At 64.3% G+C, this 20,234-nt stretch carries 20 protein-coding genes; 6 read left to right on the forward strand and 14 right to left on the reverse strand.

Translation table 11 applies throughout. The features are described 5' to 3' along the window. Positions 1–3 precede the first annotated feature (3 nt). The 9 genes from nuoK to VFA60_14620 all read right to left on the reverse strand — a co-directional run bounded on the left by nuoK (position 4) and on the right by VFA60_14620 (position 8,846). Entirely contained in the window at positions 4–306 is a 303-nt protein-coding gene (nuoK, locus tag VFA60_14580) for an NADH-quinone oxidoreductase subunit NuoK (protein ID HZQ93016.1), read from the reverse strand. After that, entirely contained in the window at positions 306–827 is a 522-nt protein-coding gene (locus tag VFA60_14585) for an NADH-quinone oxidoreductase subunit J (protein HZQ93017.1), read from the reverse strand. The genes nuoK and VFA60_14585 overlap by 1 nt, the downstream gene beginning before the upstream one ends. A gap of 127 nt (positions 828–954) precedes the next feature. Beyond that, positions 955–1,986, reverse strand: coding sequence for an NADH-quinone oxidoreductase subunit NuoH (nuoH, locus tag VFA60_14590; GenBank protein ID HZQ93018.1), 1,032 nt, complete (start codon positions 1,984–1,986; stop codon positions 955–957). Positions 1,987–2,162: 176 nt separating this feature from the next. Beyond that, positions 2,163–4,550 carry a molybdopterin-dependent oxidoreductase gene (locus tag VFA60_14595; protein ID HZQ93019.1) on the reverse strand — a complete coding sequence of 796 codons (2,388 nt, stop codon included), beginning with the start codon at positions 4,548–4,550 and terminating at the stop codon, positions 2,163–2,165. 90 nt (positions 4,551–4,640) lie between these two features. Next, positions 4,641–5,960, reverse strand: a complete 1,320-nt coding sequence (gene nuoF / locus VFA60_14600; GenBank protein ID HZQ93020.1) for an NADH-quinone oxidoreductase subunit NuoF — start codon at positions 5,958–5,960, stop codon at positions 4,641–4,643. A gap of 3 nt (positions 5,961–5,963) precedes the next feature. Further along, a complete protein-coding gene (locus VFA60_14605; GenBank protein HZQ93021.1) occupies positions 5,964–6,446 on the reverse strand; it encodes an NAD(P)H-dependent oxidoreductase subunit E in 483 nt (160 codons plus the stop codon). 200 nt (positions 6,447–6,646) lie between these two features. After that, a complete protein-coding gene (nuoD, locus tag VFA60_14610) occupies positions 6,647–7,852 on the reverse strand; it encodes an NADH dehydrogenase (quinone) subunit D (GenBank protein ID HZQ93022.1) in 1,206 nt (401 codons plus the stop codon). Between the two features lie 99 nt (positions 7,853–7,951). After that, positions 7,952–8,440 carry an NADH-quinone oxidoreductase subunit C gene (locus tag VFA60_14615; protein ID HZQ93023.1) on the reverse strand — a complete coding sequence of 163 codons (489 nt, stop codon included), beginning with the start codon at positions 8,438–8,440 and terminating at the stop codon, positions 7,952–7,954. Beyond that, entirely contained in the window at positions 8,433–8,846 is a 414-nt protein-coding gene (locus tag VFA60_14620; protein HZQ93024.1) for an NADH-quinone oxidoreductase subunit A, read from the reverse strand. The genes VFA60_14615 and VFA60_14620 overlap by 8 nt, the downstream gene beginning before the upstream one ends. A 133-nt stretch (positions 8,847–8,979) precedes the next feature. Between VFA60_14620 and VFA60_14625 the strand changes: the two genes are divergently transcribed. The 5 genes from VFA60_14625 (at position 8,980) to VFA60_14645 (ending at position 11,300) form a co-directional block, all read left to right on the forward strand. Then, entirely contained in the window at positions 8,980–9,273 is a 294-nt protein-coding gene (locus tag VFA60_14625) for a hypothetical protein (protein HZQ93025.1), read from the forward strand. A gap of 113 nt (positions 9,274–9,386) precedes the next feature. Continuing rightward, positions 9,387–9,602, forward strand: coding sequence for a sulfur carrier protein ThiS (thiS, locus tag VFA60_14630; GenBank protein HZQ93026.1), 216 nt, complete (start codon positions 9,387–9,389; stop codon positions 9,600–9,602). A 232-nt stretch (positions 9,603–9,834) separates the two neighbouring features. Beyond that, positions 9,835–10,341: a MerR family transcriptional regulator gene (locus VFA60_14635; protein HZQ93027.1), complete on the forward strand. Its 507-nt coding sequence runs from the start codon at positions 9,835–9,837 to the stop codon at positions 10,339–10,341. A gap of 151 nt (positions 10,342–10,492) precedes the next feature. Further along, complete coding sequence (locus VFA60_14640; protein HZQ93028.1) at positions 10,493–10,756, forward strand: hypothetical protein; 264 nt, start codon at positions 10,493–10,495, stop codon at positions 10,754–10,756. Positions 10,757–10,889: 133 nt separating this feature from the next. Next, positions 10,890–11,300 carry a hypothetical protein gene (locus VFA60_14645; GenBank protein HZQ93029.1) on the forward strand — a complete coding sequence of 137 codons (411 nt, stop codon included), beginning with the start codon at positions 10,890–10,892 and terminating at the stop codon, positions 11,298–11,300. Between the two features lie 12 nt (positions 11,301–11,312). On the opposite strand, the gene VFA60_14650 is transcribed toward VFA60_14645, so the two are convergent. From VFA60_14650 to VFA60_14670, 5 genes are all read right to left on the reverse strand, one after another. Beyond that, complete coding sequence (locus tag VFA60_14650) at positions 11,313–12,251, reverse strand: alkaline phosphatase family protein (GenBank protein HZQ93030.1); 939 nt, start codon at positions 12,249–12,251, stop codon at positions 11,313–11,315. A 231-nt stretch (positions 12,252–12,482) separates the two neighbouring features. Next, the gene (locus VFA60_14655; protein ID HZQ93031.1) at positions 12,483–15,533 is read right to left on the reverse strand and encodes an efflux RND transporter permease subunit; all 3,051 of its coding nucleotides are present in this window, start codon (positions 15,531–15,533) and stop codon (positions 12,483–12,485) included. Beyond that, a complete protein-coding gene (locus VFA60_14660) occupies positions 15,530–16,597 on the reverse strand; it encodes an efflux RND transporter periplasmic adaptor subunit (protein HZQ93032.1) in 1,068 nt (355 codons plus the stop codon). Before VFA60_14660 ends, VFA60_14655 begins: the two co-directional genes overlap by 4 nt. 16 nt (positions 16,598–16,613) lie before the next feature. Beyond that, positions 16,614–17,804 (reverse strand): TolC family protein, encoded by a 1,191-nt coding sequence (locus VFA60_14665; protein HZQ93033.1) that lies wholly within the window; start codon positions 17,802–17,804, stop codon positions 16,614–16,616. Between the two features lie 111 nt (positions 17,805–17,915). After that, positions 17,916–18,932 carry a YncE family protein gene (locus VFA60_14670; protein ID HZQ93034.1) on the reverse strand — a complete coding sequence of 339 codons (1,017 nt, stop codon included), beginning with the start codon at positions 18,930–18,932 and terminating at the stop codon, positions 17,916–17,918. A 100-nt stretch (positions 18,933–19,032) separates the two neighbouring features. Between VFA60_14670 and ribB the strand changes: the two genes are divergently transcribed. Next, complete coding sequence (ribB, locus tag VFA60_14675) at positions 19,033–20,196, forward strand: 3,4-dihydroxy-2-butanone-4-phosphate synthase (GenBank protein ID HZQ93035.1); 1,164 nt, start codon at positions 19,033–19,035, stop codon at positions 20,194–20,196. Positions 20,197–20,234 lie beyond the last annotated feature (38 nt).

Genomic DNA, 20,234 nt, shown 5'->3' on the forward strand with positions numbered 1-20,234 from the left:
TCGCTATAGCTTCAGCAGGTTCACGCGGTCCACGTTCAGGGTCTCGCGCGTGCGGTACACACTAATAATGATGGCCAGGCCGACGGCGGCCTCGGCGGCGGCCACGACCATGACGAAGAAAACAAATACCTGTCCGCTGAGCTGCTGCCACTGCGCCGCGAAGGCCACGAACGACAGGTTCACCGCGTTGAGCATCAGCTCGATGGACATGAAAATCGTGATGATGTTGCGCTTGATGAGGAACCCGGCCACGCCGAGCGCGAACAGGACGGCGCTGAGCACCAGGTAGCAGGCGATGGGGACCATTACGGCTCCCTCCGCCCAGGTGCTTCGCTTTCCTGGCTCCGCGCGCGCTGGGCCAGCACCACCGCGCCCATGATGGCGATGAGGATCAAAACAGACGTCACTTCGAAGGGCAGCAGGAAGTCGCGGAAGAGCAGGCGCCCGACCTGCTGCGGCGGCCCGTAGAGCGCGCCGACGGGGAGCACGCCGGATTGGCGCATCAGGACATAGGTGACCACGCCAGCCAGCAGCAGCACAGCTGGAACGCCGAATCGAGTGGCCACACGGCTGCCGCGGGTGCGCTCCTCTTCGCCGGCGTTGAGCAGCATGATGACGAACACGAACAGCACCATGATGGCGCCGGCGTAGACGATCACCTGGATGGCGGCCACGAATTCGGCGCCCAGCAGCATGTAGAGCGCCGCCAGCGACGCCATCACGACGATGAGCGAAAGCGCGCTGTTGATGGGATGGCGCTGAATCAGCAGGTTCAGCGCGCCCGCCACGCAGGCTGCGGCGAAGATGATGAATAAAGTTAAGTGCATTTCCGTTCAGGACCCGGCACTTAGCATTTAGCGCTCGGCACTTGGCCCGTGTGGCCCCGTGCCACTCCGCGAGAACCTGACGGCTCAATGCCAATTGCCAAGCGCCAAGCGCCCGCCCACCCAAAAATTAACTCATCAATCCGACCACCAAGCTCGTCACGAGAATGTTCGCAATCGCGACGGGCAGCAGAAATTTCCAGCCAAAGGACATCAGCTGGTCATAACGGAAGCGCGGCAGCGTGCCGCGGATCCAAATGTAAAGAAAGATGAACGCGAAAACTTTCAGCAGGAACCAGAACACAGGCAAAAGCTGGCGCAGCAGCGTCCAGGAGGCCGGAGCGAAGTCGGGGCCGTCCCATCCGCCCAAGAACAGGATGGTGGCGAGGCACGCGACCGTGATCATGTTGGTGTACTCGGCCATGAAGAACATGGCGAACTTCATGGCGCTGTACTCGGTGTGATAGCCGGCTACGAGCTCGGTTTCTGCTTCCGGCAGGTCGAAGGGGATGCGGTTGGTCTCGGCGAAGGCGGCCATCAGGTAAATGAAGAAGGCGACAATCTGCCCGCGCCACACAATGTTCCAGTGGCCGTGGAGCTGGCTGGTCACGATGTCGCGCAGGCTGAAGCTGCCGGCGAAGATGAGCACGCCGATGAGCGACAGGCCGAGCGCCAGCTCATAACTCACCATCTGCGCGCTGGCGCGCAGCGAGCCGAGCAGCGAGTACTTGCTGTTCGACGACCAGCCGGCCAGCGCGATGCCGTACACGCCGATGGATGTGACGCCAAGGATGATGAGCAGGCCGATGTTGACGTCGGTGATCTGGATGGGCGTGGTGAAGTTGCCGATGGTGATGCGGTCGCCGATCGGGATCACACTGATGGAAAGCAGCGCCAGAGTGACCGACAGGATTGGCGCAAGAATGTAGAGCGGCCGATAGACGTTGGCCGGGATGATGTCTTCCTTCAGGATGAACTTCAGGCCGTCGGCCAGCGGCTGCAGCAGGCCGAACGGGCCGACGCGCGTGGGGCCCCAGCGGTTCTGCATCCTTCCAACCAATTTGCGCTCGAGCCAGACAGCATAAGCGACCGCCGTCAACAGCACGAAGAGCGTGATCGCGATCTTGACCAGCGAAACGATGGTGTCGGTAAGGAGACTCAAGTTCTCAGTTCTCGGTTCTCAGTTGTCAGCGAAACCAAAGTACTTCAGGGCCAAGGCCCATTACACTTTGCTTGCTCCACCAACGGCGCGGCTGGAAGCCGCGCCCCTTCAAAGCACAAAGTCAGTTGCCAGTCGCCACTTGATGAAACTTGAACCGCAAAACGTGAAGCCTGGGACTAGACCAACTGTTCCTTTTTCTCCAGCGGCTTGTCGGCGCGCCGCTCGATGACCGATTGCAGCGTGTTGGAGTAGCGGCCGAGGGTGCCGGAGGTGAACAGGGAATCTTCCGACGGCACGATCAGACCCGGGTCCTGCGCGACGCTGAACTGGCCCATCTCGGCGGCGGCCGTGTGCACATCGTTGCCGGCGACCAGGTTCCGCCGGCTGACGCCGTGTTCGGGCGCGTAGCCGGGGACGAGGCGCTGAATCTCGTCGAGGATCGCCATCGGATCCAGCGGGCTCAGCTTCGGCTCCAGGCCGTGAGCTTCGAGCCAGACTGCGTGCCGATCGGCCTCGCCGGACTGCGCGCCGCGCGACTGTCCCATGTCAACGCGAGTGCTACCCGGGCCGAAGGGGACGAGCCGGTGAACGTCGCAACCCAGCCGCTCGGCCACGCGCACAATGATTTCGAAATCGGACCTGGTGCCGGTCACGTCGCCGGCCTTCTTCACCAGCTGCAGGTCGCCGGCGGTGTTGGTGAATGTGCCCTCTTTCTCGTAGGCGCAGGCGGCCGGGAACACGACGTCGGCCAGCATCGCCGTCTCGGTGAGGAACATGTCGTGCACCACGACGAAGGTGCGCGAGAGCCCGAACGGATCGATGCCATAGCGGGCGACGGGATTCGATCCGACCACGTAGAGCGCGCCCAGCTTGCCGTCGCGCGCGGCGGAGAACATTTCCGGCAGCGCGAGGCCGGACCGCGTGGGAAACGCCGCCTTCCACTCGACCGAATAGCGCGCGCCATCGGCCAGGGGAACGTAGCCGGGGAGCAGGTCGGGGTAGAGGCCCATGTCGGCCGCGCCGCGCGAGTTGGCGTAGTCACCCAGGCACATAAAGTTGGCGTTGGGCAGCGCGCGGACCAGGTCCGCGATCGCCGGACCGCGGAGCTCGGCGCCAAAAATGACGGTGAGCGCAGCCTCCGCCTTGAGCTTGTCGCGCAGGGCGGCTAGCGACTCGGGCGTCGAGCCATTCACGCCGAGATCGGAGGGCGCGCCCGACGATGATGCGAGGAACTCGACGAAGCGCGCCTCGCCGTTGTTTTCCGAGACCTGGATGAACACCGTTGCCTGGCGGCGCAGCTTGATGGGCGCGTCGTTCACCACGTAGAGCCGCGCCTTGTGCAGGCGGACGTTGTTGCGGATGTTGTAGGCGGCGAGCGGGTGCTGCTCGGTAGGATCGTTGCCGATTACCAGAATAGCGGGCGCGGTGAACAGGTCGCGCATGCTGGCCGTTTTGCCCTTCGCGCCGCGCAACGCGGCGGAGAAAGCAGGGAAGTCGGCGGTGCGATGATGGTCGATGTTGTTGGTGCCCAGCACCGTGCGCGCAAATTTCTGGAGCAGGTAGTTCTCTTCGTTGGTAGTGCGGTTGGAGCCGATCACGCCGACTGACTCGGGCCCGCCGTTTTCAAGCGCCGAGCGCAGCCCAGTCGCTGCGGCTTCGAACGCCTCTTCCCAGGTCGCAGGCACCAGGTGCTGGTTGCGGCGGAGGAGCGGCTGGGTGACGCGCTCGTCGTTCTGCGTGACGTCGAAGGCGTAGCGGCCCTTGATGCAGAGGAAGTCGCCGTTGATGCCGCTCTTGTCGCGATTGTCCCCGCGGACGATCTGCAGTCCGCCTTCGTTGCGGCGGACGCCGAGCGTGGTCTTGCAGCCATCGGCGCAATGCATGCACGGCGTGCCGACGTGCTTCATCTCCCAGGGGCGCGTCTTGTAGCGATAAGCGCCCGAGGTGAGCGCGCCGACCGGGCAGATATCGATGCACATGCCGCACTCTTCGCATTCCAGGTGGTCGCCCTGGTTGGGCGCGATGACGGAGGCGGCGCCGCGGTTCTGCACGCCGAGCGCCCACACGTCCATGGCCTCGCCGCAGACGCGCACGCAGCGGTAGCAGAGGATGCAGCGCGGCCGGTCGAAGAAGACCACCGGCGACCACTGCTGCTCTTCTTTGTGGAGCTTGGCTTCCATGAAGCGCGATTCGGCGGCGCCGTAGCTGAAGGTCATGTCCTGCAGTTCGCACTCGCCGCCGGCGTCGCAGACGGGGCAGTCGAGCGGATGGTTGCCGAGCAGAAACTCGAGCGTGGACTTGCGCGCCTGGCGGACTTTTTCGCTGGCGGTGGTGACGACCATGCCGTCGGTGATGGGGACGGTGCAGGCCGTCTGCATCTTCGGCATCTTCTCGATCTCGACCAGGCACATGCGGCAGGCGGCCTGGAGCGAGAGACCCGGGTAATAGCAGAACGACGGCACCTCGATGCCCACGCTCTTGCAGGCCTCGATGAGGAGCGTGCCCGCGGGAGCCTGTACCTGCTTGCCATCTACCGTGATTGTGACCATCTTTCCGTCAGGCATAGCAATCGGCGAATCGGGTGATTGAGTCATCGGGTAAATGGGCCGGCCGAGACATTTTCTCAATTACCCGATTTCTCAATTTCTCAATCTTCACGCCAGCACCGGCAACTGCGTTACTGCGCCGTGTTCTTCAAATGGGCACGGCTTGCCGTTCAGGTGGTCTTCAAATTCGTTGCGCCACTTTTTTACGATGGCAATGATCGGCATGGCGGCGGCGTCGCCCAGCGGGCAGAACGTGCGTCCCAGCATGTTTTCAGCCAGATACTGGATGTTATCAATGTCCTTCTTTAACCCGCCGCCGGCGTGGAAGCGGGTAAGCGTCTTCTTGAGCCAGTCGGTGCCTTCGCGGCAGGGGATGCACCAGCCGCAGCTCTCGTGCTGGTAGAACTTCATGATGCGCAGCGCGAACTTCACCATGCAGGTGTGGTCGTCCACCACGACGACGCCGCCCGATCCGAGGAACGTGCCGATCTTCATGAGCGAATCGAAGTCCATGGCGACGTCGATTTCTTCCGGCTTGAGCAGCGGCGTGGACGAGCCGCCGGGCACGACGGCCTTGAGCCCGTGTCCATCCGGGATGCCGCCGGCCACGTCGTAAATCATCTTGCGCAGGTTGTAGCCGAGCGGGAGTTCGTACACGCCGGGCCTGTTGACGTGTCCGGAGAGGCAGAACAGGCGCGTGCCGCCGTTCTTCGGCGTGCCCAGCGACGCATACCACTCGCCGCCGCCCAGGATGACGTGCGGAACGGACGCGAGCGTCTCCACATTATTAATGACCGTGGGCCCGCCCCACAGGCCGACGACGGCCGGAAACGGCGGGCGGATGCGCGGGATGCCGCGCTTGCCTTCAAGCGACTCCATGAGCGCCGATTCTTCGCCGACCTCGTAGGCGCCGGCGCCGGTGTGCCAGTAACAGTCGAAGTCGACGCCGGAGCCGAAGATGTTCTTACCCAGGAAGCCGCGCGCGTAGGCGTCGGCAATCGCCTTGCGCATGATGTCGACCAGGTAGCGGTACTCGCCGCGGATATAGATGTAGCCGACCTTGGCGCCGACCGAGAGTCCGGCGATGACCACGCCTTCGATGACGGCGTGCGGATCGTGCTCCAGGATGAGGCGGTCTTTGCAGGTGCCGGGCTCGGACTCGTCGCCGTTGCACAGGATGTACTTCGGCTTGGGTGATTCCTTGGGCACGAACGACCACTTCATGCCGGTGGGGAAGCCGGCGCCGCCGCGTCCGCGGAGGTTCGATGCCTTCATCTCGCCGATGATGCCGTCGGCGCCGAGTTTGAGCGCCTTCTGCACGGCCTTGTAGCCGTCGAGCGATAAATAGGTGTCGATGTTCGCGGCTCCTTTTCCGAAGCGCGAGGAAACCACCTTCTTCTCGTCGGGATGGCTCACCAGAGTCGCCATTGGCTATTGGCCCTTAGCTCTCAGCTGATCAAAGACTGCGTCGACGCTTTCCTGCGTCAGGTTTTCGTAAAAGTCGTAGTTCACCTGCATTGCCGGGGCCCAGGAGCAGGCGCCGATGCACTCCACTTCTTCCAGCGTGAAGAGGCCGTCGGGCGTGGTCTGTTTGTGGCCGATGCCGAGTTTTTCGCGGCAGTAGTCGAACACTTCATCGCCGCCGCGCAGCAGGCAGCTGATGTTGGTGCACACCTGCACGTGGAAGCGTCCGCGGGGCCGGGTGGTCAGCATGGAGTAGTAGCTGATCACGTTGCGCACCTCGAGTTCGGTCAGCGCGGTCTTTTCGGCGATGTAGGCGATGGCCTCTTCGGTCAGGTAGCCCAGTTCGTCCTGCGTGTAGAGGAGCATCGGCACGAGAAAAGATCGTTGCGTGGGGTAATCACGCATTTTCTCGGTGAAGAAGCGATCGAGTTGGTCGGAGACCGGTGGCATTTGCAAAGTCGTTTCTGACTGCCGAACCGCCGAATTGCCGAACTGCCGAATCAACGGCCTGACCGTGCGGTATTCTGCGAAGCCGTAAAGATTGCGGTCAGTTCGCGCGCTTCTTGCAGTAAGGGTACGATGGCTCCTTTTCTACGCAGCCTGCTTCCAACAAAAGCTCCCACCACAGCACAGACTCATCCGCAGTGTCGTTATCGGTCTATTTCTCCCAGCACGATGTCGATGCTCCCGATGGCGGCGACCACGTCGGCGATCAAGCGGCCTTCGCACATGGGCGCAAGCGCCTGCAAATTCGCGAACGATGGAGCGCGCATGTGGACGCGGTATGGCTTCGCCGTGCCATCGCTGACCACGTAGTAGCCCATTTCGCCGCGCGGCGATTCGATGGGCATGTAGACCTCGCCCGCCGGCACCGCGAAGCCTTCGGTGACGATCTTGAAGTGGTAGATGAGCGCCTCCATCTGCGTCTTCATCTTGTCGCGATCGGGCAGGACGACCTTGGGCGCGTCGGCTTTCACTGGGCCTTCGGGCATGCCGTCGAGCGCCTGGCGAACCATGGCGATGGACTCGCGCATCTCCTGCACGCGCACGATGTAGCGCGCCCACACATCGCCGTCGCGCGAGATCGGCACGTTGAATTTGAAATGTTCGTAGCCGGAGTAGGGCTGGTCGCGGCGCAGGTCCCAGTCCACGCCGCTGGCGCGCAGCGTGGGGCCGGTGACGCCGAGCGCGATGGCGTCGCCGGCCGATATGTGGGCCACGCCCTTGAGGCGTCCCTGGAAAATGGGATTGCCGGTGAGCAGGGCCTCGTACTCGTCCACGCGATCGGGGAAGCGGTCGGCGAACTTGCGGACGCGGTCCATGAAGCCGAGCGGCGGCTCCAGCGCCAGCCCGCCCACGCGGAAGTACGACGTCATCATGCGCTGGCCGCTCACGGCTTCGAACAGCCGCAGGATGTCTTCACGCTCGCGGAAGCAATAAAGAAAGACCGACATCGCGCCGATGTCGAGCGCGTGTGTGCCCAGCCATACCAGGTGCGACGAGATGCGGGTGAGCTCGTTGAGCATCACGCGGATCCACTGCGCGCGCGGCGGAACCTCCAGGCCGAGGAGCTTTTCGACCGCCAGGCAGTAGGCCAGGTTGTTGGTCATGGGGCAGAGATAGTCGATGCGGTCGGTGAGCGGGACGACCTGCTGGTAGAACTTGGCCTCGCACGTCTTCTCGATGCCGGTGTGCAGGTAGCCGATGTCAGGCATCATGCGCACCACGTTCTCGCCGTCAATTTCCAGCAGCAGGCGCAGCACGCCGTGCGTGGACGGATGCTGCGGGCCCATGTTCAGGATCATGGTGCGGTCCTGGCCGGGCTCGAGAACGGGAGTGGGAGTCAGGTGTGCCATTTGTTATTTGCTGTTGGTCATTTGTTATTTGTCAATTGTTTTGCCGATCGAGGCGCAGCGCGCTCAATAGCAAATCACAAATAACAAATCACAAGATCGTCAGCGGTATCCCTCCACCGGATAGTCCTTGCGCAGCGGATGTCCCTTCCAGTCCTGCGGCATGAGCAGGCGATTCAGGTTCGGATGCCCGGAGAAGCGCACGCCGAACAGGTCAAAGACCTCGCGCTCAAAAAAATTCGCCGCCGGCCAGACGCCGGTCACTGATTCAATGTCGAGGTCCGTGCCCGCCAGGCGGACCTTCAGCCGCACGCGGTCTTTGCGCTCCATCGAGAGCAGGTGATAGACGACCTCGAAGCGCGGCTCGCTTGGATACCAGTCCACGCAGGTCAGGTCGGCGAGCGCGGTGAACTTCAGGCCGCTGCGCAGCAGGGCGCAGGCCTCGCGCAGATAGGCACGCTCGATCCAGACGGTGAGTTCGCCGCGGTCGAGCCTGGCCGACTGTACCGCGGCCGGGTTCCAGGCTTGCAGCGCGGCGATCGTGGGCTGCTGGCCAAGCTGGGCCAGGTCGGTGATGGCGGGGTCAATCATGATTCGCACCCCAGGAAGCGCTCCGCGATCGGCTTTCGCCCGCCCAGTCGAGGACGCCTTTCTTCCATACGTAGAAGAAGCCGACCAGCACGATGCCGATGTACACCAGCATCTCCCAGAATCCGAACATCTTCAGCTCGCGGAAAATCACCGCCCAGGGGTAGAGGAAGACGGCTTCCACGTCGAACAGGATGAACAGCATAGCGACGAGGTAGAACTTCACCGAGAAGCTCTGGCGGGCGTCGCCGGTGGGCGTGATGCCGCATTCGTAGGGCTGGAGTTTGACGCGGCTGGGCCGGTGCTTGCCGAGCAGCCAGGAGAGGGTCACCATCGCGCCCGCGATCAACAACGCCACGCAGCCTTGAAGGAGCAGCGGCACGTAGCGGGCGAAATAGTTTTCAGGCATAAGAACGCACTGTATATAATGCGCGCGCTGCGACAGGGAAACATTCAGTTATAGATTTCACGCTCACGGGTGTCAAGTTGCTGAAAGCCGCGTGTTTAGCGGCGTTTCACAGTGCGGTGCGCAGGCGGCCACGGTGACCATTTTCGGGTTTAACACGGAAGTAAAAAACGGCGACACGGTCTATCACGTGCAGAGCGAGGCGCGCCAGCGCCAGCAGCTTCTGCAAACGCAGGTCTTCGTGCGCGGCCGCATTCTCGGCAAGCGCGCCACGTCCTACGCCGAGCAGGTGGGCCAGCCCGGCTTCTCGGAAGACAAGATGCACGAGCTGCTCAAGGCGCAGCACAAGCTCGTGGTCGAAGCCGTGCGGGCAGGGAAGGTGGATGATGTGCTGCATCCCGAGGAGCACGGCGGGACGTCGGGCGCGTAGGTCGCGAGTTCACAGTTCACAGTTCACAGTTCACAATTCACAATTCACAGTTCAGGCCCATTCAGCGGCGGCTTGGTTTGCTGTGAACTGAAAACGGTAAACTGTGAACTGAGATGCGCCTCATCATCAACGGAGAAGAGCGCGAGTTTCCGCAACTGGCGAGCGTGGCCGACCTGGTCGCCCAACTCGCCATGAAAGCTGATCGCGTGGCGGTGGAATTGAATCGCGACATCGTGCCACGGGGGCAGTGGTCTTCGACACCGGTCGCCGACGGCGATCGGCTGGAGATTGTGCACTTCGTGGGCGGCGGCTCTTTTCGGTCATCCTGAGCGCCGCCGGAGCGCAGGCGACGGCAAGTCGAAGGATCCCTACTCGATCCGCGAGTGCTGGGTGAGGCAGCGATCCTTACGACTCGCCCCTCGCCTTCGCTCGGGACTCGCGCAGGATGACTGCAACTCCCGTTTTTCCTCAGGAATCCTCTCCGTTACCCCTGAATCCCGTTGACATCACACAATTGACCCCTAGAATGTTTTAAACATTTTTGCAGTTTTTTGTTTGCGCATGGAAAAAGGGTACACGTCGAACCGGGTGGTGGAGCTGACGGGCATCACGCCGCGCCAGCTGCAGTGGTGGGATGAGCGCGGCATCGTGGCGCCGGCGCGCGAGGGGCGCAACCGGCTCTACTCGATGGCCGACCTCGCCGAAATCGCCGTCATCTGCGAGCTGCGGCGCAAGGGCTTCTCGCTGCAGCGCGTGCGCAAGGTGATGCGCTTCCTGCAGCGCGAGCTTGGCAAGCGGCTGGTGGACACGGTCAGCGCCGGCTCGGACTGCCACCTGCTCACCGACGGTCGCACGGTGTACCTGGAAACCTCGGCCCGGCAGGTGATTGACATTCTGAAGAACGCGCGCCAGCCCATGTTCGCCGTCTGCCTGAGCGACACGGTGCGCCAGGTGAAAGCGGAGCTGCGCGGCCTCGATGCAAGGGGCCGGCGCAATGGGCGGGCGGCTCGGCGCAAGCCAGCTGCGCGCGCGCGTGTGCAGCCGAGCGTGCGGCGCCGCGCCGGGTAGTTACCGGCGGGGTGTTGTGGCGGTTACTTAGGTTTGGAGCGGACGGCGGGAAAGGGCGCTTCTCAGCCCGCTGGAAGCGTTCAATACAAGCAGCACCCGATCGGCCGGGCTCTGAAACGACAGCAACCCGATCACCGAACACGGAGGTGCCATGGTCGCAGAGATCAACGTCCTGAACGAGTGGATCCCCGAGCAGATGGGCCCGGGCACGTTGTTCGTTCTGGAAAATGCCGGCGAGGTGGGCGAGAGCGAAGATCCCTACTGGGCCGTGCTCGCTTGCCCCGAATGCGGCTCGCTGGGCCTGATCACCAAGCGCCAGATCGCGGGACTGCTGCCGGTGATCTGCGGATCGGACCAGTGCTCGGCACAGTTCTTCATCCGCGATAGCGACATTCTGGTGCGCAAGCCCAGCTGAGGAGCGCGCGCCGGCCAAGTTGGCCTGAGCAGAGCAAGGGAGCGGCACGTCGCCGCTCCCGATTTTTTTTTGCCTCAGGCAAATCCCTTAGCTTCTCCGTGAACGCGTTCCGCGACTTCCCGGACATGAGAAGATGGCCCTTCGACTTTCCTGCATGCCGGCCATTGTGAAGATCGATCCGCGGCGGCGGATCGTTTACTCCACCTTCCACGGTCCTGTGACCGGCGACGAACTGCTGCGCCACCAGGCGACCATCCAGGGCGATCCCGACTTCAACCCCGAGTTCGCCGACGTGGTGGACTTGAGCGCAGCCGCATTGACCGCGTCCATTTCTCCGGAGACGCTTTCCCGGCTGGCGCAAAGCAAAAGCCTGTTCAGCGAGCAGACGCCGCACATCGTGGTGGCGCCCGCGCCGCTGGCGCGGGAGATGGCGCGCGGCTACAAGAAGATGGTACGGTCGTCGCGTCCGAACTTCTTCGTCGTTGCCTCGCTCACCGAGGCCAACACGCTGCTGCATGGCCTGGGGTACGGTCCCGAGCCGTAGCCTGCCCGACGCTCAGCCGACGCTGAAGAATCCGTTCATCGGGGCTGCTCCGCCGGCCGCTCCCGGCAGCCCGCCGGCGCCGAGCAACTCGAGCACCAGGCGAAGCGTGCTCTGGTGCTGGAACAAAGTCGCGGATTGCAGGCCCTGCCGCACGGCAGGTCCGATGAGAAGGCAGGCAACGTGTCCGCCGCCGTTTTGCGTGTCATGAACGGCGCCTTCATCGAACAGGATGATCAGCAGGCCGTGCTGGTTGAACGAGCTGCTCCCGAGCAACGGACCGATATGTGAACCCAGCCAGCCGTCGGCCGCAGCGAGTTTCACACTCAGGGAGCAGTTCGATGTGCCGTCGGGGCAGTCGTGTGCATTGTGCAGGTTGTTGGGGACGATGAAATTGAAGTCCGCGACGCGGTCCGCGGCAGAATCGGCCGCGAACTCGGAAAATGGCCGCAGGTTCCCCGCCTGCGCTGGATTGTTGACGACGTCGGTGAGATATGCGAACGGATTGTGGTGCTTGATATAGGGATAAACGTCATCGCCCAGATATCCGCGAGACGGCAGGCTCTCCAGGTACGCGTGCCAGGTCTTTCCGGCGGCCGCGAGCTGGCGCACGACGTTATCGGAATCGACCGTGCCGGAGAAGCTGTCGTCGCCGGCGATCAGCCGGCCGGTGGTGAGCATGAAGTAGTTGGGCAGCGACGGGTGGGTGTTGCCGAAGTAGGCCGTTGCCAGCGCGCCGCGCGCCGGCAGGGAATTAAAGAAGGGCATCACCGGGTTGCCGATGACAGATGCGTACGATGTGTTTTCCAGCACGACGAGATAGATCGGCGTCGCTTGAGCTTGGACCGCCTCCGGCGGCGGGGAGCCGGCCGTCGTCCCACCGCCGGAAGACGATGAGCCGCCGCAACCGAAAAACATACCGGCAGCCACCAGCGGCGCCGCCAGACGGCGCATCCGGTTCCAAAATGCTCTTGTGAACATCAGGGGGTTAGATTCCCTGCCGCCGCGTGCGGATGCCCTTCGCGGCCAGGGACGTATTCGTCTTCAACCACTTCGCGGCCAAGACGTGAACGGCCGACTGAACGCGGCCGGGTTCAAGCCAGACATCAATTTGGCTCACCAGGGAAGAGGCATCGCCGCCGAAAGGGCAGCGGAAAGCGACAGCATCAGTCGCCGGCGCGGGAATCAGTTCTGCCCGGCCTCCGGCGGGGTCGCGATCCTCTGCACCGAGCTGTAGAAGACCGGGATCGCGACCAGCGTGATCAGCGTGGAGACTGTGAGCCCGCCGATCACCGCGATGGCCAGCGGCTTCTGCAGCTCGGCGCCGGAGCCGATGCCCAGCGCCAGGGGCAGCAGTCCGAAGAGCGTGCACAGGGTGGTCATCAGAATGGGGCGCAGGCGGATGCGCCCGGCGGCCACGAGCGCTTCGCTGACCGGCATGGTGCCGTGCAGCCGCTCGTAGTACTCGAACAGGATGATGCCGTTCTTTACCACCAGCCCCACCATCAGGATGATGCCCATGAAGGAAGACACGTTGAGCGGCGTGCGCGTGACGAGCAACAGCAGAAAGACGCCGACCAGCGACATGGGCGCGGCCGAGATGATGACCAGCGCCGGCAGGTACGCGCGGAACTGAATCACCAGCACGGTGAAGACTGCCGCGATGGAAAGCGCCAGCACGAACAACAGCTCGCGGAACGAGCTTTGCTGGCTCTCGTACTGGCCGCCGATCTCCCACGTGTAGCCGACGGGCAGCCGGGCGTCGCCCAGGATTTTTCGCACGTCGGCGATGGCGCTGCCCAGGTCGCGGTTCTCCAGGCGCGCGGTGAGCACCACCATCAGGCGCTGGTTCTCGCGCAGCAGCTCGTTTTGCCCGCGCGATTGCCCGATGCTTGCCAGCGACTGCAGCGGCACGGTCTGCTTGGCGGGCGTCACGATGGGGAATTGCCGGATGCTGGCTTCCTGGAAGCGAAACGCGTCGGGATAGCGCAGGCGAATGGGAATCAGCCGGTCGCTCAGGCGGAAGTCGGTCGCCGAGTTTCCCAGCAGGCCCGAGCTCACCTGCTGCGAGACCTGGTCCACCGTCAGCCCGACGTGCGCCGCCAGCGCCGGGTCAACATTGATGACCAGCTCAGGATTGCCGCGCCGCGGGCCCTTGAAGTCCACGATGCCGGCGACTTTCTCGATCCGCGGGCCGAGCTCGTCGGCGATGCGGTTCAACTCGTCGCTGTTGTTGCCGAAGATCTTCACCTCGACCGGCTCGGGCGAACCTTCCAGATCACCGAGCATGTCCTGCAGAATCTGGATGAACTCCACGTCCACGCCGGCGATGCCGGAGGTGATCTGCTGGCGGAGGCCGGCCATGATCTCGTCGGCGCTGCGGTTGCGCTCCGAGCGCGGCTTGAGCTTGACCAAAATGTCGCCCTTGTTCTGCTCGGTGGCAAACAGGCCGAGCTCGGCGCCGGTGCGGCGCGAGAATGCCGCCAACTCCGGCAGCTTGGCGACTTTGGCTTCGATCTGGCGCACCAGCGCGTCGGTTTCACTCAACGATGTGCCGGCGGGCGTCAAGTAGTCGATGACGAAGCCGCCTTCGTCCATCTCGGGCAAGAAACCGGTGCCGAGGTTCAGGTATGCGACCACGGCGGCGGCGATCATTAGGGCCGCGGCGGCGCTGACCACGAGCCTGCGGCCGAGCGCCCAGCGGATGCCGCGCTCGTACAGCCGGTTCACCGGCTCGATGAACCGCGCGGACGACTCGCGAAAGCTGCTGCGCCCCAGTAGAAATTCCGCGACGAGCGGCACCAGGAACAGCGAAAAGACCAGAGAGAGCAGCACGGACGCGGTGAGGGTGACCGACAGCGCCACGAAGAACTCGCCGACGGCGCCCTTCAAGAACCCGAGCGGCAGGAAAACGACAACCGTAGTGAGCGTGGAGCCCACCACCGGGCCGATCAACTCCTGCGTGCCTTTTTCGGCGGCGGCTTCGGCGGTCTCACCCTGGCCGATGTGACGGTAGATGTTTTCGACGACCACGACGGCGTCGTCGATCACCAGACCGATGGCGATGGCCAGCCCGCCGAGCGACATCAGGTTCAAGGTGCCGCCGAGCAGCGCGACGAAGAAAAACGTGGCGATCACCGTCAGCGGGAGGCTGAGGGCGGCGACCACGGTGATGCGCAGGTCGCGCAGGAAGACGAACAGGACTACCACTGCCAGCACCGCGCCGATGATGATGGCATCGCGCACGCTGGCGATCGATTCAGCCACGAACTCGGCCAGGTCGTACACCACCGAGAGGTGCAGCGTGGCGGGGATAAGGTTCGCCGAGGAAAACGCGATGTCCTTCACCTGCCTTGCCACGTTCAGGATGTTGCCGCCGATCTGGCGCGTCACGTTAATGATGGCTGCCGGCTTGCCGTTGCCGGTGACCAGGGTCCGCCGGTCGGCCGTGCCTTCGCGCACGATGGCAATGTCGCGCAGGCGCACAGGGTTGGTGGCGTCGGCGCCGACCACGGTGTTGCCGATGTCGTCCACGCTCCTGTACTGCGAGTTGGTAAGCACCAAAAACTGCTGATAGTTGGCGTCGAGGCGGCCAACGCTCGAGATGTTGTTGGTCGCCTTCAGGCGGTCCGCGATGTCGGTAAGGCTGAGCCGGTGCGCAAGCGCCTTCTGCGGATCGATGACGACGGAGATCTCGCGCGTGTCGGTGGCGTCAACCTCCACGCGGGCGACGCCGGGCACGCGGCTGAACGCTGGACGCAGGTTGTAGACGGCATAGTCGCGCAGGTCGGCGTCGGGGACGTTGCCGTTCAGCACCAGGCTGAGGATGGGCCACACGGTTGGACTCAGGCGCTCGACCTGGATCTCGGTATCGGGCGGCAGGTTGGCGCGGGCTTCGTTGACGCGCGCCTGCACCAGTTGCAGCGCCTGCTGCATGTCCATGTTGTCGCTGAACAGCACGGAAATCTCGCTGCCGCCGCGGATCGTCCGCGAGCGCACGCGGCGGACGCCGAGCACGGTCGAGACCTGCTCTTCGATGGGCCGCGTGACGGTGAGCAGCATCGTTTCGGGCGAGAGGTCGCCGGCGTGCACAAGAACAACGATGCGCGGGAAGTTCAGCTCCGGATAAATATTGCTGGGCAGGCGCGTGAGCGCGACGGCCCCGGCCATTGTCAGCATCGCGGTCAGGAGAAACACCGCGCGGCTGTTGTTGCGGCATGCCCGGACCAGGTTCATTGCCGAATCCGCACTTTTGCTTTTTCCGGCAGGCCGTATCCGCCGGTGAGCACCACGGTGTCGCCCTCGTTCACGCCGGAGAGGACTTCGACCGCGTCCCTGGTCTGAATGCCGATTTCGACCGGCACGAACTCGGTCGAGTCGCCGTTGACTTTGTAGACGTGCGGCGCTCCGTTCTCGTCGGGATAGACGGCGGCACGCGGCAGCACCAGGCGCGGCCCACGCTGCCTGAGCGGCAACTCGACGGAGAGGAATTCGCCCAGCTTGAGAGCGGCGCTTGGGTTCTCGATGCGGATGCGCACCGTGCCATTGTTCGTGGCGGGATCAACCGCCGGGAGAACCGAAACGACGACGGCGGTGAACCTGCTTCCGGAAGCCGCATTGGTTTCGACCTGGAATTTCTCGCCCGTCCTGATCTCGCCCAGCCGCGTTGCGGGTACAGTGCCGAGAAGCTCGAGCGGATTGACGTCGGCGACCTCGACCACCGGCTGCGCCGCGGTGCCGTCCACCTGCTCGCCGGCGTTGACGAAGCGCCGCACCACGGTGCCGGCGAAGGGCGCCCGCACGATGGCGCGCTCGAGTTGCGCCTTCGCGGTGGCCAGCGCCGCCTGCGCCTGCTTCAGCGTGGCCTCGGCCACGGCCGCGGCGGTGCGCGCGTCTTCCACTTCTTTGCGCGACGAGATGCCGCGCCCCAGCAGGCCTTCCTCGCGCTGCTCGGCGATGCGGGCGTTGTTCAACGAAGCCTGCGCCTGGGCCACTGCGGCTTCGGTCTGGCGTTCCTGTTCGCGCAGCAGCGTGCTGTCGAGTTCCGCCAGCTCCTGTCCGGCGGCGACGCGGTCGCCCTCAACCACCGAGACGCGCGCGATGCGTCCCGGCACCAGCGGCGCGATCTTGGCGTCGCGATTCGGGAGCGAGGCCAGGTTGCCGGTAACGATCAGGCTGGCCGCAATCTCGCCCTTCTTCACCTTCGTGACCGTGACTTCCGGCACCGCGCTCTCGGTTTTTTCTTCCGCGGCGTTCTTGCCGCAGGCGGAGAGCGCGAGCGTGAGCGCGAGTGGGAACAAAAGACGTCGGCGAGCGTTAGTCAAGGGGCGCTCCCACGGTTTCCTCCAGCGCGGCAAAGGAAGTATGCGCCGCGAGAAGCGTGTCCAAATAGGACTTGCGTGTGTCGCTCAGGCGGCGCTGCGCGTCAATGAGCGTGAGCAGGTTGCTCTTTCCGGAGCGGTAGCTTTCCTCGGCCATCTCCAGCAGCCGGACCATCTCCGGCACGATGCGCTGCGAGTACTGCTGCGCCTGGTTGGCCTTGGCGAGGTAGTCGTAATAGGCCGCGGCCACCTGCGCCGAGGCATTGATGCGCTGAAAGCCAAGCGTGAGGCGAAGCAGCTCGAGCCGCGCGCTGGACGCGGCGACTTCGCCCTGGCCGTGGTAGAGCAGCGGTAGCGTCACGGTGATCCCGCCTTTGGCGCCGGCCTGGAAGTCCGGGGGCGAATTGAAGTCGGCGCCGGCGGAGAGATCTACGTTCGGGATGCGCTGCGCCCTGGCCAGGGCCAGGCGGCGTTCTTCGCTGCGCAGGTCCTGCGACGTCTTCAGCAGATCGGAGTTCGACTCCATGGCTTGCGCCGTGACCGTCTCGAGCGTCGCGGCCGGCGGCAATTCCTCGGCGTTGCCGGCCAGCCCAAGCTGATCGCTCAGGGGCCGATTCAGCAGCGCCGCCAGCAGGACATCGGCCGAGCGCTGCGCCTGCACGGTCAGCTGGTAATCGGCGGCGGCGCGGGCGGCCTCGACGTCGGCCTGGAACACGTCGAGCTGGGCGACGTCGCCGGCATCGAAGCGGCTCTGCGCGATGTCGCGCGTGCGGTTGGCCAGGTCGAGCGCGGTCTTCGCCTGTTGGCTTTGCGCGCGTGCCACCAGGGAGCGGAAGAACGCCTCGCGCGTGCGGCGGCGCACCTGCCGCTCCAGCACGCCGATGTCGACCTCGATGGCTTTCTGCTCTTCCTGCGCCAGCGCGATGCGCTTGGACCGCTTGCCGCCGAGTTCGATAGGCAGGTCGAGCGCGACGCCTTCGTGCGGCGTATCGCGCGCGGCCGTGAATCCCAGCGCAGGATTGGGCAGCTGTCGCGCCGTGGTGATGCCGGCCAGCGCAATGGCGCGCTGCTGGCGCGCGGCGCGCAGCTCCAGGTTGCCCGTCTGGGCTGCCGCAAGCGCAGTCTTCAGGTCGAGCGCCTGCTGCGCCGCCGCCGGCTGGGGCAGCAGCAACAGCAATGAGCACATCGCCGGAAGATGACGTGTCAAGAGTAAGACGCCCGCGCTAGGAAGCAGGAAATGCGCATCGTACTCCGCCGCTGCGGAGCGCGCAATGCGCCGCCGCCGGAGCGGAAAACGTTACTTGCCCACTACCAGGATCACGAACGACCCCGGCTTGATGGTGCGCCGAGGACGCTGTGACGGGTCGGCCGCAGGCGTTTCCACGTACTCGGCCGCGGAAAGGAACACCTTCTTCGTCCTGGGGTCGAATGCCATGGTCCTGGCGCCGGGCTGCGTCTTCACTGCGCCCGCGTCTTCGTATTGGTCGGCCGACTTCTCGTGGAAGAGGTTCAGCACGCCTTCACCGCAGGAGAACATAACCAGGTTCGACGACGGATCGAACGCCGCGTAGTCCACGCCCTTGCCGATGGGGAAGCTGCCGATGACCTTGCCATTGGCGGCGTCCATCACCACCATCCTGGGCTCGTCGCGCGTGCCGATGAACAGACGGTTGGTTTTGCTGTCGTATGCCAGGCCGGTCGGCACCTTGGCGACGCCGATGGCGAAGCGGTTTTTCACTTCGAGCGACCTGGGATCGAACACCACGACCTCGCCGCTCTCCTCGCTGTTCACGTAGATCAGTCCGTTCGAGCCGATCACGGCCTGCTCGCCGTCGCCTTCCAGCTTGACCGTGCCGACGACCTCGCCAGTGGAAGCGTCAATGGCGGTGATGTCGTGCGTGCCGTGGTTGTTGGTGAACACGCGCTTTGTCGCGGGATCGTAGTAGATGCCGTCGGGGCCCTTGCCCACGTCAATCTTCTTGATCAGCGCCAGTGTGGCGGGATCGAACATGGAGACCTTGTTCTCGCGGCCGTTGCTGGTGAAGCCGTGCTTGAACTCGGGCGCGACGGCGACGCCGTGCACGCCGGGCGTGTCGGCGATGGCGCCAACCACTTTTCCGGAGTCGGCGTCCACGATGTCCACCTGCGTGCCGTGCGAGAGGTAGACGCGGCGCGCGGCGCTGTCGATGTACACGTAGTCGAAGCCGCCGTCGCCGGGAATGGGATATTTGGCAACCACCTTGTAGCCGGTCTCGCCGGACGCCGAGATCGCGGCCGAGAACACCAATAAGAGGACAGACGTGAACTTCTTCATGATCCCTCCGAAGGGCGGAATTATAGGGCAGCGCAGCTCTCTCACCGCGCAGCACCGGCAAAAATTTGCTCCGTAGCTGCTAAAATTGCTTCCTCCAGCCATGTCACCGCAGGCGCCATTTAGCGACGTCCCCACCGCCATCGCCGACATCCGCGATGGACGCATGGTCGTGGTGGTGGACGACGAAGACCGCGAAAACGAGGGCGACCTGACGCTGGCTGCCGAAAAAGTCACGCCGGAAGCGATCAACTTCATGGCGCGCGAGGGCCGCGGGCTGGTGTGCCTGGCGCTGACCGAAGAGCGGCTCGACCACCTGCGCATCGGCCCCATGACGGTGGAGAACACGAGCAACTACGGCACCGCGTTTTGCGAATCGATCGACGCGCGCGAAGGCGTGACGACAGGCATCAGCGCCTACGACCGCGCCCATACGATTCAGGTGGCGATCGATCCCAAGTCGCGCCCCGGCGACCTGGCGCGCCCCGGTCACATTTTTCCGCTGAAGGCGAAAAAGGGCGGCGTGCTGGTGCGGGCCGGGCAGACGGAAGCGGCCGTCGATCTGGCGCGCATGGCCGGACTGGTTCCGGCGGGCGTGATCTGCGAGATCATGAATGAAGACGGCACCATGGCGCGCGTGCCGCACCTCATCGAGTTCTGCCGCAGGCACAACCTGAAGATGCTGACGGTGGCCGAACTCATCCGCTACCGGCTGCAGCACGAGCGCTGTGTGCGCCGGGTTGGCGAGTCGCTGCTGCCCACGCGCTTCGGCGACTTCCGCATGATCGCCTACGAGAGCGAAAGCGACGGCTCCACCCACATGGCGCTGGTGCGCGGCGACGTGGAGCACGCCTCCGGGCCGGTGCTGGTGCGCATGCACTCGCACTGCGTTGCCGGCGACATCTTTGGCGCCACCTGGTGCGGCTGCCGCGAGTCGCTGGAAGGATCCATGAAGCGGATCGCCAAGGAAGGGCTCGGCGCGGTGATTTATCTGCACTCCACCGGCCGGGGCTTTACCGTGGAGCGCGTGGACGGGCAGCGCGTCCTCACCTTCCACCGCGAAGTGCGCGATCCGCAGCGCCTCGAGCACCAGCGCACCACCCAGCGCGAGATCGGCATCGGCGCGCAGATCCTCTCGGACCTGAACCTGCACAGCATCCGCCTGCTGACGAACCACCCCCGGCGCGTGGCCGCCCTGGAAGGCTTCGCGGTGAAGATCGTGGAGCAGGTGCCGATCGCCAATTCAAAACTAAAAATTCAAAATTAGGGACCACCCCCAGGTGTTGGGCGCGTCAGCAGCGCCGC

The sequence above is a fragment of the Terriglobales bacterium genome (assembly GCA_035651995.1).
Lineage (GTDB): Bacteria > Acidobacteriota > Terriglobia > Terriglobales > Acidobacteriaceae > DASRER01.

Excerpts from the sequence above, each read along its gene's own strand:
- nuoK (HZQ93016.1), bottom strand. The coding sequence starts at position 306 with ATGGTCCCCATCGCCTGCTACCTGGTGCTCAGCGCCGTCCTGTTCGCG.
- VFA60_14585 (HZQ93017.1), bottom strand. The coding sequence starts at position 827 with ATGCACTTAACTTTATTCATCATCTTCGCCGCAGCCTGCGTGGCGGGC.
- VFA60_14595 (HZQ93019.1), bottom strand. The coding sequence starts at position 4,550 with ATGCCTGACGGAAAGATGGTCACAATCACGGTAGATGGCAAGCAGGTA.
- nuoF (HZQ93020.1), bottom strand. The coding sequence starts at position 5,960 with ATGGCGACTCTGGTGAGCCATCCCGACGAGAAGAAGGTGGTTTCCTCG.
- VFA60_14605 (HZQ93021.1), bottom strand. The coding sequence starts at position 6,446 with ATGCCACCGGTCTCCGACCAACTCGATCGCTTCTTCACCGAGAAAATG.
- nuoD (HZQ93022.1), bottom strand. The coding sequence starts at position 7,852 with ATGGCACACCTGACTCCCACTCCCGTTCTCGAGCCCGGCCAGGACCGC.
- VFA60_14615 (HZQ93023.1), bottom strand. The coding sequence starts at position 8,440 with ATGATTGACCCCGCCATCACCGACCTGGCCCAGCTTGGCCAGCAGCCC.
- VFA60_14620 (HZQ93024.1), bottom strand. The coding sequence starts at position 8,846 with ATGCCTGAAAACTATTTCGCCCGCTACGTGCCGCTGCTCCTTCAAGGC.
- thiS (HZQ93026.1), top strand. The coding sequence starts at position 9,387 with ATGCGCCTCATCATCAACGGAGAAGAGCGCGAGTTTCCGCAACTGGCG.
- VFA60_14635 (HZQ93027.1), top strand. The coding sequence starts at position 9,835 with ATGGAAAAAGGGTACACGTCGAACCGGGTGGTGGAGCTGACGGGCATC.
- VFA60_14640 (HZQ93028.1), top strand. The coding sequence starts at position 10,493 with ATGGTCGCAGAGATCAACGTCCTGAACGAGTGGATCCCCGAGCAGATG.
- VFA60_14645 (HZQ93029.1), top strand. The coding sequence starts at position 10,890 with ATGGCCCTTCGACTTTCCTGCATGCCGGCCATTGTGAAGATCGATCCG.
- VFA60_14650 (HZQ93030.1), bottom strand. The coding sequence starts at position 12,251 with ATGCGCCGTCTGGCGGCGCCGCTGGTGGCTGCCGGTATGTTTTTCGGT.
- VFA60_14655 (HZQ93031.1), bottom strand. The coding sequence starts at position 15,533 with ATGAACCTGGTCCGGGCATGCCGCAACAACAGCCGCGCGGTGTTTCTC.
- VFA60_14665 (HZQ93033.1), bottom strand. The coding sequence starts at position 17,804 with ATGTGCTCATTGCTGTTGCTGCTGCCCCAGCCGGCGGCGGCGCAGCAG.
- VFA60_14670 (HZQ93034.1), bottom strand. The coding sequence starts at position 18,932 with ATGAAGAAGTTCACGTCTGTCCTCTTATTGGTGTTCTCGGCCGCGATC.
- ribB (HZQ93035.1), top strand. The coding sequence starts at position 19,033 with ATGTCACCGCAGGCGCCATTTAGCGACGTCCCCACCGCCATCGCCGAC.